This window comes from Pseudomonas sp. BF-RE-21, from assembly GCF_019947305.1.
In the GTDB taxonomy this organism is placed as follows: domain Bacteria; phylum Pseudomonadota; class Gammaproteobacteria; order Pseudomonadales; family Pseudomonadaceae; genus Aquipseudomonas; species Aquipseudomonas migulae.
The window spans coordinates 31,531-44,364 of record NZ_JAGYGF010000055.1 but is presented as its reverse complement, the minus strand read 5'-3'; the positions used below and the strand labels follow the sequence as shown (position 1 = coordinate 44,364).

10 protein-coding genes are annotated in these 12,834 nt (G+C 60.3%); 6 read left to right on the top strand and 4 right to left on the bottom strand.

Annotated elements, in window-relative coordinates; all coding sequences use genetic code 11:
- Positions 1 to 115 precede the first annotated feature (115 nt).
- The 4 genes from KGB25_RS25375 to KGB25_RS25360 all read right to left on the bottom strand — a co-directional run bounded on the left by KGB25_RS25375 (position 116) and on the right by KGB25_RS25360 (position 5,563).
- A complete protein-coding gene (locus KGB25_RS25375; protein WP_008042478.1) occupies positions 116 to 2,962 on the bottom strand; it encodes a valine--tRNA ligase in 2,847 nt (948 codons plus the stop codon).
- Between the two features lie 223 nt (positions 2,963 to 3,185).
- Positions 3,186 to 3,575 carry a DNA polymerase III subunit chi gene (locus KGB25_RS25370; protein WP_223437194.1) on the bottom strand — a complete coding sequence of 130 codons (390 nt, stop codon included), beginning with the start codon at positions 3,573 to 3,575 and terminating at the stop codon, positions 3,186 to 3,188.
- Between the two features lie 8 nt (positions 3,576 to 3,583).
- Positions 3,584 to 4,012, bottom strand: a complete 429-nt coding sequence (locus tag KGB25_RS25365; protein WP_008026678.1) for a DNA polymerase III subunit chi — start codon at positions 4,010 to 4,012, stop codon at positions 3,584 to 3,586.
- A 60-nt stretch (positions 4,013 to 4,072) separates the two neighbouring features.
- Positions 4,073 to 5,563 carry a leucyl aminopeptidase gene (locus KGB25_RS25360; protein ID WP_192228538.1) on the bottom strand — a complete coding sequence of 497 codons (1,491 nt, stop codon included), beginning with the start codon at positions 5,561 to 5,563 and terminating at the stop codon, positions 4,073 to 4,075.
- Positions 5,564 to 5,874: 311 nt separating this feature from the next.
- Here KGB25_RS25360 and lptF point away from each other — a divergent pair, with 311 nt between their 5' ends.
- From lptF to era, 6 genes are all read left to right on the top strand, one after another.
- On the top strand, positions 5,875 to 6,993 hold the full coding sequence (lptF, locus tag KGB25_RS25355) for an LPS export ABC transporter permease LptF (protein WP_008042482.1): 1,119 nt from the start codon (positions 5,875 to 5,877) through the stop codon (positions 6,991 to 6,993).
- Entirely contained in the window at positions 6,986 to 8,047 is a 1,062-nt protein-coding gene (lptG, locus tag KGB25_RS25350; protein WP_008042483.1) for an LPS export ABC transporter permease LptG, read from the top strand. The genes lptF and lptG overlap by 8 nt, the downstream gene beginning before the upstream one ends.
- 251 nt (positions 8,048 to 8,298) lie before the next feature.
- Positions 8,299 to 10,098: a translation elongation factor 4 gene (lepA, locus tag KGB25_RS25345; protein ID WP_008026688.1), complete on the top strand. Its 1,800-nt coding sequence runs from the start codon at positions 8,299 to 8,301 to the stop codon at positions 10,096 to 10,098.
- A gap of 5 nt (positions 10,099 to 10,103) precedes the next feature.
- Positions 10,104 to 10,958 (top strand): signal peptidase I, encoded by an 855-nt coding sequence (lepB, locus tag KGB25_RS25340; RefSeq protein WP_008026689.1) that lies wholly within the window; start codon positions 10,104 to 10,106, stop codon positions 10,956 to 10,958.
- Between the two features lie 184 nt (positions 10,959 to 11,142).
- Complete coding sequence (rnc, locus tag KGB25_RS25335; protein WP_032828632.1) at positions 11,143 to 11,832, top strand: ribonuclease III; 690 nt, start codon at positions 11,143 to 11,145, stop codon at positions 11,830 to 11,832.
- Positions 11,825 to 12,727 carry a GTPase Era gene (era, locus tag KGB25_RS25330; protein WP_008026691.1) on the top strand — a complete coding sequence of 301 codons (903 nt, stop codon included), beginning with the start codon at positions 11,825 to 11,827 and terminating at the stop codon, positions 12,725 to 12,727. The genes rnc and era overlap by 8 nt, the downstream gene beginning before the upstream one ends.
- Positions 12,728 to 12,834 lie beyond the last annotated feature (107 nt).

The window sequence follows — 12,834 nt, the reverse complement described above, 5'->3', positions numbered from 1 at the left end:
CGGTGGATCAGATGCACCGCGCCGCCTGGATCGCCAGCAAGCCGGCTCCTACAGGACTGCGGGGGAATGAAAAAGGGAGGCCACTTGGGCCTCCCTTTTTCATTGCGATCTGCCGTTACAGGCTGGCAATCCGCGCATGCTGCTCGGCCAGTTTGCCCAAAGCCTGTTCGGCTTCAGCCAGCTTGGCGCGTTCCTTCTCGATGACTTCGGCCGGAGCCTTGTCGACGAAACCTGCGTTGGACAGCTTGCCGCCCACGCGCTGGACTTCGCCCTGCAGACGCAGGATTTCCTTGTCCAGACGCGCCAGCTCGGCGTCCTTGTCGATCAGGCCGGCCATCGGCACCAGCACTTCCATCTCACCCACCAGCGCGGTGGCGGACAGCGGTGCTTCTTCGCCGGCAGCCAACACGGTGATCGATTCGAGACGCGCCAGTTTCTTCAACAGGGCTTCGTTCTCGGTGAGACGACGCTGATCTTCGGCGCTGACGTTTTTCAGGAAAATGTTCAGCGGCTTGCCCGGGCCGATGTTCATCTCGCCACGGATATTGCGCGTGCCGAGCATCAGTTCCTTGAGCCACTCGATGTCGTTCTCGGCCGCCGGATCGATGCGCTCTTCATTGGCCACTGGCCAAGGTTGCAGCATGATCGTCTTGCCTTCGATACCGGCCAGCGGCGCGATGCGCTGCCAGATTTCTTCGGTGATGAACGGCATGAACGGGTGCGCCAGGCGCAACGCGACTTCCAGTACGCGCACCAGCGTGCGACGGGTGCCGCGCTGGCGCTCGACCGGTGCGTTTTCGTCCCACAGCACAGGCTTGGACAGTTCCAGGTACCAGTCGCAATACTGGTTCCAGATGAACTCATACAAGGCTTGTGCCGCGAGGTCGAAGCGGAACTGGTCGAGTTGACGGGTCACTTCGGCTTCGGTGCGTTGCAGCTGCGAGATGATCCAGCGATCCGCCAGCGACAGTTCGTAGGCTTCGCCGTTCTGGCCGCAGTCTTCGCCCTTGTCCAGCACGTAGCGCGCGGCGTTCCAGATCTTGTTGCAGAAGTTGCGATAGCCTTCGACGCGGCCCATGTCGAACTTGATGTCGCGACCGGTGGACGCCAGCGAGCAGAAGGTGAAGCGCAGGGCGTCGGTGCCGTAGCTGGCGATGCCGTCGGCGAACTCATCGCGGGTCTGCTTCTCGATCTTCTTCGCCAGTTTCGGCTGCATCATGCCGGAGGTGCGTTTCTGCACCAGGTCTTCCAGCTCGATACCGTCGATGATGTCCAGCGGGTCCAGGACGTTGCCCTTGGACTTGGACATTTTCTGGCCCTGGCCGTCTCGCACCAGACCGTGAACGTAAACGGTCTTGAACGGAACCTGCGGCGTGCCGTCTTCGTTTTTCACCAGGTGCATGGTGAGCATGATCATCCGGGCAACCCAGAAGAAAATGATGTCGAAGCCAGTCACCAACACGTCGGTGGAGTGGAATTTCTTCAGGAATTCGGTCTGCTCAGGCCAGCCGAGCGTCGAGAATGTCCACAGGCCCGAACTGAACCAGGTGTCGAGTACGTCGTTGTCCTGTTGCAGCGCAACGTCCGGACCGAGGTTGTGCTTGGCACGCACTTCGGCTTCGTCGCGACCGACGTAGACTTTGCCCGACTCGTCGTACCAGGCCGGAATCCGGTGGCCCCACCACAGTTGACGGCTGATGCACCAATCCTGGATGTCGCGCATCCACGAGAAGTACATGTTTTCGTACTGCTTGGGCACGAACTGGATACGGCCGTCTTCAACAGCGGCGATCGCCGGTTCAGCCAAAGGCTTGGTGGACACGTACCACTGGTCGGTCAGCCACGGCTCGATGATGGTGCCGGAACGGTCGCCTTTCGGCACTTTCAGCGCGTGATCGTTGACGCTGACCAACAGGTCGGCAGCGTCGAACGCAGCAACGATTTGTTTGCGCGCTTCAAAGCGGTCGAGGCCGACGTATTCAGCCGGGATCTTGCCGTCGATGCTTTCGTTCAGCGTGCCGTCGAGGTTGAACACCTGGCAGGCCGGCAGTACGGCGGCGTTCTTGTCGAAGATGTTCAGCAGCGGCAGGTTGTGGCGCTTGCCGACTTCGTAGTCGTTGAAATCGTGGGCCGGGGTGATTTTCACGCAACCGGTGCCGAATTCAGGGTCGCAGTAATCGTCGGCGATGATCGGGATGCGGCGGCCGACCAGCGGCAGCTCGACAAATTTGCCGATCAGGGCTTTGTAGCGTTCATCGTTCGGGTTAACCGCGACGGCGGCGTCGCCGAGCATGGTTTCCGGGCGAGTGGTCGCGACGATCAGGTAATCATTGCCTTCAGCGGTCTTGGCGCCGTCGGCCAGCGGGTATTTCAGGTTCCACAGGAAACCTTTCTCGTCGTGGTTTTCCACTTCGAGGTCGGAAATCGCCGTGTGCAACTTGGTGTCCCAGTTGACCAGACGCTTGCCGCGATAGATCAGGCCGTCTTCGTGCAGGCGCACGAACGCTTCTTTCACCGCTTCCGAGAGACCGTCGTCCATGGTGAAGCGCTCGCGGCCCCAGTCCACCGACGAGCCGAGACGGCGGATCTGACGGCTGATGTTGCCGCCGGACTGATCCTTCCATTCCCAGACTTTCTCGAGGAATTTTTCACGGCCCAGGTCGTGGCGATTCTGGCCCTGGGCTTCGAGTTGGCGTTCCACCAGCATTTGCGTGGCGATACCGGCGTGGTCGGTGCCCGGCTGCCACAGGGTGTTGCGACCCTGCATGCGGCGGAAACGGATCAGGGCGTCCATGATCGCGTTGTTGAAGCCGTGACCCATGTGCAGGCTGCCGGTGACGTTCGGCGGCGGGATCATGATGGTGTAGGACTCGCCCGCGCCTTGCGGGGCGAAGTAATTCTCAGACTCCCAGGTGTTGTACCAGGAAGTTTCAATGGCGTGCGGCTGGTAGGTCTTATCCATGCGCGGCGGGACCCTATTGGCATTAATTCAGGAAAAGCCGACGAGTATAGCGGGGCATGGGGCGCAGGGCGAGCGGGGGCGGACAGGGCGCAGTATCAAAAACGGCACGAAACCAATGTGGGAGCGGGCTTGCTCGCGAAAGCGGTCTGACATTCAACATTTGTGCTGACTGATACGACGCCTTCGCGAGCAAGCCCGCTCCCACAGGGGATTTGTGTCGGGTTCAGTCGTTGTACTGGCTTAGCAACCGCTCAAGACGCGCGCTGAGGCGGCGTTTGATTTCGGTTTCGATGTGCGGGGCGAAGTCGTCGATCACGTCTTGCATGATCAGTTGCGCGGCGGCGCGCAGTTCGCTGTCCAGGTGCAGCAGGTCGTCTGGACCTTTGGTTGCAGCGGGTGCCGGTTGCGCGGCAGCGGCGACTGGCGTCGGTGCGACGGTGGGCTGACTGGCGCTGACCGTGTCGAACAACATCGGAATCTGTTCCTGCTCTCCATCGTCGACCGTGTCGGTCAGCAGCGGTGGTTGCAGGTTGTCATCGCCGAGCAATTGGCGGATCGACTCAAGGTCGTCCAGCAGGTGCGCGGACTTTTGCAGCGGTTTTGGAGTGTCCATCGGAATGCTCAGAGTCGCTGTAAACGGTGATCTTGCAGAGGATAGCCCTGTTCGCGGTAGAAACGGAAACTCTCCCGCGCAGCCGTGCGTATCGCCGGATCCTCCACCACCACTTCCGCCACCCGGGCGAATTTGTTGGCAAAGGCCGGGACTTTCAGGTCGAGATTGACCAGCAAATCCTGATGTTGACCGCAGTCATCGCCAAGACCCAGCACAATCAAACCGTCCGGCTCGCTTTCGGCGGGGCCGTGGGGCACGAAGCTTTCGCCCTTGAAGGCCCACAGGCGCGCATCGAGATCGTCACGCTGGGCGGCATCGCTGCAATGCAGGTAGATGCGATGGCCCATGCGCCAGGCTTTATCGGTGAGCTTGCAGGCGAAATCCAGCCGTGCCGAAGGGTCGGCGCTGGGCAGGATATAGAAGTCGACTTTGGTCATTGCGGTTCCTGAGCCCCAGGCGGCGTCGCCCGAAAGCAACGCCGCCCGAGGTCATCGGTTTCAGGCTTTGGCGCGGTCCAGCAGGTACTGGGTCAGCAATGGAACCGGACGGCCAGTGGCGCCCTTGTCCTTGCCGCCGCTGGTCCAGGCGGTGCCGGCGATGTCCAGGTGCGCCCAGTTCAGGTTCTTGGTGAAGCGCGACAGGAAGCAGGCAGCGGTGATGGTGCCGGCTTTCGGGCCGCCAATGTTGGCGATGTCGGCGAACGGGCTGTCCAGCTGCTCTTGATACTCGTCGAACAACGGCAGTTGCCAGGCGCGGTCGTCAGCCGATTGGCCGGCGCTCAGCAGTTGGCCGATCAGTTCGTCGTTGTTGCCCAGCAGGCCGGAGGTGTGCGCACCCAATGCAACGACGCAAGCGCCGGTCAGGGTTGCGATGTCGATCACGGCTTGCGGCTTGAAGCGCTCGGAGTAGGTCAGGGCGTCGCACAGCACCAGACGGCCTTCGGCGTCGGTGTTGAGGATTTCCACGGTCTGGCCGCTCATGGTGGTGACGATGTCGCCCGGACGCGAAGCGTTGCCGCTCGGCATGTTCTCGGCGCAGGCGAGGATGCACACCAGATTGATCGGCAGCTTCAGTTCGAGCACGGCGCGCAGGGTGCCGAAGACGCTGGCGGCGCCGCCCATGTCGTACTTCATTTCATCCATGCCGGCGCCCGGCTTCAGGCTGATGCCGCCGGTGTCGAAGGTGATGCCTTTGCCGACCAGGGCGTACGGCTTCTCGGATTTCTTGCCGCCGTTGTATTGCATGACGATCAGGCGCGGCGGCTGGGCGCTGCCCTGGCCGACGGCGTAGAACGAGCCCATGCCCAGTTCCTTGATTTTCTTCTCATCAAGGACTTCGACTTTCAGGCTTTTGAATTCTTTACCGAGGTTTTTCGCTTGCTCGCCGAGGAACGTCGGGTGGCAGATGTTCGGCGGCAGGTTGCCCAGGTTGCGGGTGAACGCCATGCCGTTGGCGATCGCGGTGGCGTGGGCCACGGCGCGCTCGACTTCAGCCTGGGCCGCCTTGATGGTCACCAGGGTGACTTTCTTCAGGGCGCGAGGTTCGGCTTTCTGGCTCTTGAACTGATCGAAGGTGTATTCGCCGTCCACCAGGGTTTCGGCCAGCAGACGCGTCTTGCCGTAGCTGTCGCGCCCCTTGACGATCACTTCGTCCAGCGCCAGCACAGCATCGCTGCCGCCCAGGCCTTTCAGGGTGTTGAGGACGCCGGCGATGATTTTACGGAACGGGCGGTCACCCAGTTCTTCGTCCTTGCCCACGCCGACCAGCAACACGCGCTCGGCTTTCAGGTTCGGCAGGCTGTGCAGCAACAGGCTCTGGCCAACCTTGCCGGCCAGGTCGCCACGCTTGAGCACTGCGCTGATGGCGCCGCCGCTCAGTTCGTCGAGTTGTTTGGCAACGGCGCCGAGCTTGCGGCCTTCGCCGACGGCGACTACCAGGGTGGAGGTTTTCAACGTTTCTGGGTTAACGCTTTTTACAACCAGTTCCATGTCCGGGTCCCTGAATGATGGGTCAACACGCAAGTGCTCGACGACAGACGTTCGAGCCTGCTTATTTATAGAGTGAAAGACGCAAGTCACGGCTTGCGACAAAGGCCGCAGTTTGAACCTCGCTACCGGCGCCTGACAACCCTCGGTTGTACGATCTTCTGCGCTTTGGCCGCCTGCGTAACCATGCGCAGTGACAGGCGCGTCCAATCACAGGATAATGCGCCAACTTTTTTCGGCGGCTCTGTCTTGCGGGCTGCCTGATACGTTTGCTTGTTTGGCCGCCTTAGCCTGACAACCCTGGAGTGTCTGGTTTGATCGTCTTCCGTTACCTATCCCGCGAAGTCCTGTTGACCTTGAGCGCCGTCAGTGCCGTGCTGCTGGTCATCATCATGAGCGGACGCTTCATCAAATACCTCGCCCAGGCGGCGGCTGGCCTTCTGGATCCGGGCTCGCTGTTCCTGATCATGGGCTTTCGCCTGCCAGGCTTTCTGCAACTGATCCTGCCGCTGGGCCTGTTCCTCGGGATCCTGCTGGCCTACGGTCGCCTGTACCTTGAAAGTGAAATGACCGTGCTCTCCGCCACGGGCATGAGCCAGCAGCGCCTGTTCACCATGACCCTGTTTCCGGCCACCCTGGTGGCACTGGTGGTGGCATGGTTGAGCCTGAGCCTGGCGCCACAAGGGGCCAATCAGTTTCAGTTGCTGCTGAACAAGCAGGACGCGCTGACCGAGTTCGATACCCTCGAGCCGGGCCGCTTCCAGGCCCTGCGTGACGGCACCCGGGTGACCTACACCGAAACCCTGTCGGATGACCGCATCCACCTCGGCGGCGTGTTCATTTCGCAAAAGAACGTCTCGTCGGACAAGAAGGATCGCGGGATTTCCGTGCTGGTGGCCGAGAAGGGCCGTCAGGAAATCCGCCCCGACGGTAACCGCTACCTGATTCTCGACAACGGTTATCGTTATGACGGTAATCCGGGGCAGGCCGACTATCGTGCGATCAAGTACGAAGAGTACGGCGTATTGCTGCCTAAGCCGGACGTCAGCGACGAAGTCACCGACCGTGATGCAATGCCCACCAGTTCGTTGCTCGGCAGTGATGACCTGCGTTCGCGCACCGAGCTGCAATGGCGCCTGTCCTTGCCCTTGCTGGTCTTCATCGTGACCCTGATGGCGGTGCCGCTGTCGCGGGTCAATCCGCGCCAGGGCCGTTTCCTCAAGCTGCTGCCGGCGATTCTTCTTTATATGGCTTACCTGAGCATCCTGATTGCCGCTCGCGGCGCCCTCGAAAAGGGCAAGATCCCGCCCGCGCTGGGCTTGTGGTGGGTTCACGCAATCTTCCTGGCCATCGGCCTTGGCTTGCTCTATTGGGAACCCTGGCAGTTGAAGCGGGCGAGTCGCCGCAGCGCGCTGGAGGTGGCCCGTGGTTAAGCTCGATCGCTACATCGGTAGCAGCGTCTTTATCGCGATCCTGGCGGTACTGGGGATTATTCTCGGTCTGGCCACGCTGTTCGCTTTCATCGACGAGATGGGTGAAGTCAGCGATACCTACACCCTGGTCGATGTCTTGAGTTACGTCCTGCTGACCGCGCCGCGCCGTCTTTACGACATGTTGCCGATGGCAGCACTGATCGGCTGCCTGATCGGCCTCGGCAGTCTGGCCAGCCACAGCGAGCTGACCATCATGCGCGCGGCGGGCGTGTCGATCGGCCGGATCGTCTGGGCCGTCATGAAGCCGATGCTGATCCTGATGGTGGTGGGCGTGTTGATTGGCGAGTACATCGCGCCGGCGACCGAAAGCACCGCGCAGGCCAACCGCTCGCTGGCTCAAGGCAGTGGTGATGCGCAAAGCGCCAAGCATGGCCTGTGGCACCGTCAGGGCGAGGAGTTCATCCACGTCAACTCGGTACAACCCAACGGCGTGCTGTACGGCGTGACCCGCTATCGCTTCGACGATCAGCGGCACATGCTGTCCTCGAGCTTCGCCAAACGCGCGAAATTCGACCAGGATCACTGGCAGTTGAGCGATGTCACGACCACGCTGTTCCATGACAAGAGCACCGAAGTGGTCACGGCCCCGGTCGAGCGCTGGAACGTGGCGCTGAGCCCGCAACTGCTGAGCACCGTGGTGATGTCGCCGGATTCGCTGTCGATCACCGGCCTGTGGAGTTACATCCACTACCTGGCGGATCAGGGGTTGAACAATGGCCGTTACTGGCTGGCATTTTGGGTCAAGGTGTTGCAGCCGCTGGTCACTGCCGCCCTGGTACTGATGGCGATCTCCTTCATCTTCGGTCCGCTGCGCTCGGTTACCCTCGGTCAGCGGGTATTCACCGGCGTGCTGGTGGGCTTCACCTTCCGTATCGTCCAGGATTTGCTGGGGCCTTCGAGCCTGGTGTTCGGGTTCTCGCCGCTGTTTGCGGTGCTGGTGCCGGCGGGTGTATGTGCCCTGGCAGGTGTCTACCTCCTGCGCCGAGCCGGTTGAAACACGCGAACCTGTAGGAGCCGGCTTGCTGGCGATAGCGCATCACCGCGGTCATCCAGACCTACCGCGACGCCCGTATCGCCAGCAAGCCGGCTCCTGCAAAAGCCTTCAAAAACGCCCCTGTCGCAAGACCGGGGCGTTTTTTGTAGGTGCCGTCTGACCTGCGAACGTGACGCTTGCGCCGTGGATCAGGTACAATTCCCGGCTATTTTTCGGCGGGCCATGCCTGCAGCCTTTTTGAGTGTTGATCCGTGAGTGATTTGAGTCATATCCGCAATTTCTCCATCATCGCCCACATTGACCATGGCAAGTCGACGCTGGCCGATCGCTTCATCCAGATGTGCGGCGGCCTTGCCGAGCGCGAAATGGAAGCCCAGGTGCTGGACTCCATGGACCTGGAACGTGAACGCGGGATCACCATCAAGGCCCATAGCGTCACCCTCTATTACACCGCTCGCGATGGCATCAAGTACCAGCTGAACTTCATTGACACCCCGGGCCACGTTGACTTCACCTACGAAGTCAGCCGGTCGCTGGCGGCCTGTGAAGGTGCCTTGCTGGTGGTCGATGCCGGTCAGGGCGTTGAAGCGCAGTCGGTTGCCAACTGCTACACGGCGATCGAGCAGGGCCTGGAAGTCATGCCGGTCCTGAACAAGATCGACCTGCCACAGGCCGATCCGGACCGCGTCAAAGAAGAAATCGAAAAAATCATCGGCATCGATGCCACCGACGCGGTCACTTGCAGTGCCAAGACCGGTCTGGGCGTCGATGAAGTGCTGGAGCGCCTGGTCACCACCATTCCGGCGCCGACCGGCAACTACGACGATCCGCTGCAAGCGTTGATCATCGACTCCTGGTTCGACAACTACCTGGGCGTTGTGTCCCTGGTGCGCGTGCGCCACGGTCGCGTGAAGAAGGGCGACAAGATTCTGGTCAAGTCCACCGGGAAGATCCACCTGGTGGACAGCGTCGGTGTATTCAACCCGAAACACACCCCTACCGCCGACCTGAAGGCCGGTGAAGTGGGCTTCATTATCGCGAGCATCAAGGACATTCACGGTGCGCCAGTGGGCGACACCCTGACCTTGAGCTCCACCCCCGACGTTGACGTGCTGCCAGGTTTCAAACGCATTCAACCGCAGGTGTACGCCGGTCTGTTCCCGGTCAGCTCCGACGACTTCGAAGATTTCCGTGAAGCCCTGCAAAAGCTCACGCTCAACGACTCGTCGCTGCAGTACACCCCGGAAAGCTCCGACGCCCTGGGCTTCGGCTTCCGTTGCGGGTTCCTCGGCATGCTGCACATGGAAATCATCCAGGAGCGCCTGGAGCGCGAGTACGACCTGGACCTGATCACCACGGCGCCGACGGTAATTTTCGAGCTGTTGCTGAAAACCGGTGAAACGATCTACGTCGATAACCCGTCGAAGCTGCCGGACCTGTCCACGATCGAAGACATGCGCGAGCCGATCGTGCGGGCCAACATTCTTGTGCCGCAAGAACACCTGGGCAACGTTATTACCCTGTGCATCGAGAAGCGTGGCGTGCAGCACGACATGCTGTTCCTCGGTACTCAGGTTCAGGTGACCTACGATTTGCCGATGAACGAAGTGGTCCTGGACTTCTTCGATCGTCTGAAATCCACCAGCCGTGGCTATGCTTCGCTGGATTACCATTTCGATCGTTATCAATCGGCTAATCTGGTGAAACTGGATGTGTTGATCAACGGTGACAAAGTCGACGCCCTGGCGCTGATCGTGCACCGTGACAATGCGAACTACAAAGGTCGCCAGTTGACCGAGAAGATGAAAGAACTGATTCCACGGCAGATGTTCGACGTGGCAATCCAGGCCGCCATTGGCGGTCAGATTGTGGCGCGGACAACCGTCAAGGCACTCAGAAAGAACGTATTGGCCAAATGCTACGGTGGTGACGTCAGCCGTAAGAAAAAGCTGCTGGAAAAGCAAAAGGCCGGTAAGAAACGCATGAAGCAAGTCGGCAACGTGGAAATTCCACAAGAAGCCTTCCTTGCAGTGCTCAGGTTGGATAGTTAGGTCCTATGTCACTAAATTTCCCGCTGTTGCTGGTCATCGCCGTGTTCGTCTGCGGCCTGTTGGCGTTGCTTGATCTGGTTTTCCTGGCGCCGCGTCGGCGTGCCGCCATCGCCTCCTATCAGGGCAGCGTCAGCCAGCCGGATGTGGTGGTGGTCGAGAAGCTGAACAAAGAGCCGCTGCTGGTCGAATACGGCAAGTCGTTCTTCCCGGTGTTGTTCATCGTGCTGGTCCTGCGTTCGTTCCTGGTGGAGCCGTTCCAGATTCCTTCCGGCTCGATGAAACCGACGCTGGATGTCGGCGACTTCATTCTGGTGAGCAAGTTTTCCTACGGGATACGCCTGCCGGTGATCGACAAGAAAGTCATCGATGTCGGTGACCCGCAGCGCGGCGATGTGATGGTGTTCCGTTACCCGAGTGATCCGAACGTCAACTACATCAAGCGTGTGGTCGGCCTGCCGGGTGACCAGGTTCGCTACACCGCCGACAAGCGCCTGTTCGTCAACGGCGAGTCGATTGCCGAGCAACTGGTCGGCTCCGAGCCGGGCACGCTGGGCAGTGCCGAGCTCTACAAGGAAAAACTCGGTGCCGCCGAGCACCTTATCCGCAAGGAAATGAGCCGTTATCGCGCATCGCCTGACCATACGTGGACCGTGCCTGCCGGGCACTACTTCATGATGGGCGACAACCGCGACAACTCGAACGACAGTCGTTACTGGGATGATCCGACTATTCCCAAGGATCTGCTGGGCATGGTTCCCGACAAGAATATCGTCGGCAAGGCCTTCGCAGTCTGGATGAGCTGGCCGGAACCCAAACTCAGTCACCTGCCGAATTTCTCGCGGGTTGGCCTGATCAAGTAATCACACACGGCGCTGTTGAACACAGCGCCGAATGCATTTCTGGAACTGCCACAATCGGCGCCAGACGCATGAAAACAATGATATTCAGGACGTAATTTTTGAACACAGCGTTAATTGTCCCAAGCCTGCGCCGCACCACGGCGATGGCGGTGGAATCCAGCCACGAACTCAGCGTGGGTAAACCGTGAGCGTCTCCTTAAGCCGTCTAGAGCGTCAGCTCGGCTACACCTTCAAGGATCAGGAACTGATGGTCCTGGCCCTGACTCACCGCAGCTTTGCCGGGCGCAACAACGAACGCCTGGAATTCCTCGGTGATGCCATCCTCAACTTCGTCGCTGGCGAGGCGCTGTTCGATCGCTTCCCGCTGGCCCGCGAAGGCCAGTTGTCGCGTTTGCGCGCACGTCTGGTGAAAGGTGAGACTCTGGCTGTACTGGCCCGCGGTTTCGATCTGGGCGATTACTTGCGTCTGGGTTCCGGCGAGTTGAAAAGCGGCGGTTTCCGTCGCGAGTCGATTCTGGCCGATGCCCTGGAAGCGCTGATCGGTGCGATCTACCTGGACGCCGGCATGGACGTGGCGCGCGAGCGCGTGCTGGCCTGGCTGGCCGGCGAGTTCGAAGGCCTGACACTGGTCGACACCAACAAAGATCCAAAAACCCGCCTGCAGGAATTCCTGCAGTCCCGTGGTTGTGAGCTGCCGCGTTACGAAGTGGTGGATATCCAGGGTGAGCCGCATTGCCGGACGTTCTTCGTCGAATGCGAAATCACCTTACTGAATGAAAAAAGCCGAGGTCAGGGTGTGAGTCGTCGTATTGCCGAACAGGTAGCGGCCGCCGCAGCACTGATAGCCCTGGGTGTGGAGAATGGCAATGACTGATTCAACCGCAACACGCTGTGGCTATGTTGCCATCGTCGGCCGTCCCAACGTGGGCAAGTCCACGCTGCTGAACCACATCCTCGGCCAGAAGCTGGCGATCACTTCGCGCAAGCCTCAGACCACCCGCCACAACATGCTGGGCATCAAGACCGAAGGCGCCGTCCAGGCGATCTACGTCGACACCCCGGGCATGCACAAGGGCGGCGAAAAGGCCTTGAACCGCTACATGAACAAGACCGCTTCGGCGGCGTTGAAAGACGTCGACGTGGTGATCTTCGTGGTGGATCGCACCAAGTGGACCGACGAAGACCAGATGGTGCTCGAGCGCGTCCAGTATGTGACCGGCCCGCTGATCGTGGCGTTGAACAAGACCGACCGCATCGAAGACAAAGCCGAGCTGATGCCGCACCTGACCTGGTTGCAGGAACAGCTGCCGAACGCGCAGATCATGCCGATCTCGGCCCAGCACGGGCATAACCTCGACACGCTGGAACGAGTGATCGCCGAGCACCTGCCGGAAAACGATCACTTCTTCCCGGAAGACCAGATCACCGACCGCAGCAGCCGCTTCCTCGCCGCTGAGCTGGTGCGTGAGAAAATCATGCGTCAGCTGGGCGCCGAGCTGCCATACCAGATCACCGTGGAAATCGAAGAGTTCAAGCAGCAGGGGAAAACCCTGCACATTCATGCGTTGATCCTCGTCGAACGTGACGGCCAGAAAAAAATCATCATTGGCGACAAGGGCGAGCGCATCAAGCGCATCGGCACCGAGGCGCGCAAGGACATGGAGCTGCTGTTCGACTCCAAGATCATGCTCAACCTTTGGGTGAAAGTGAAAGGCGGCTGGTCCGACGATGAGCGCGCATTGCGTTCGCTGGGTTACGGCGACCTGTAAACCTGAGCCCAGGTGATAAAACTGTGGGAGCGAGCCTGCTCGCGATAGCGGTCTGTCAGTCAACAATGTTGTTGAATGTCAGTCCCTCATCGCGAGCAGGCTCGCTC